1 pseudogene is annotated in these 552 nt (G+C 71.6%); it reads left to right on the top strand.

The annotated features are described in order from the left end of the window. Positions 1 to 552 (top strand): annotated as a pseudogene (locus IEY58_RS34210) (urocanate hydratase); the annotation flags it as partial.

Below are 552 nucleotides of genomic sequence, written 5' to 3'. Positions count from 1 at the left end.
CCGCGGGCCTGGGCGGCATGGGCGGCGCGCAGCCGCTGGCCGCGACCATGGCCGGCGCCTCCTGCCTCGCCATCGAGTGCCGGCCGAGCTGCATCGAGTTCCGCCTGCGCACCGGCTATGTCGACACCGAGGCCAAGGACCTGGACGAGGCGCTCGCCATGATCGAGCGCGCCTCCACGGACGACAAGCCGATCTCGGTCGCCCTGCTCGGCAACGCGGCCGAGATCCTGCCCGAGCTGGTGCGGCGCGGTGTCAGGCCGGACTGCGTCACCGACCAGACCTCGGCCCACGACCCGGTCAACGGCTATCTGCCGAAGGGCTGGAGCCTCGCCGAGTGGGATCGGCAGCGCGAGGCCGATCCCACGGCCGTGACCCGGGCCGCCAAGCGGTCGATGGCCGAGCATGTCCGCGCCATGCTGGCGTTCCAGCAGATGGGCGTGCCGGTCGTCGACTACGGCAACAACATCCGCCAGATGGCGCTCGAGGAAGGCGTCGCGAACGCGTTCGACTTCCCGGGCTTCGTGCCGGCCTATATCCGGCCGCTGTTCTGCC

Origin of the sequence: Aliidongia dinghuensis, from assembly GCF_014643535.1 — a bacterium.
GTDB classification, from domain to species: domain Bacteria; phylum Pseudomonadota; class Alphaproteobacteria; order ATCC43930; family CGMCC-115725; genus Aliidongia; species Aliidongia dinghuensis.
The sequence above is the reverse complement of the archived record's forward strand: the minus strand, read 5'-3'. Positions and strand labels throughout refer to the sequence as shown.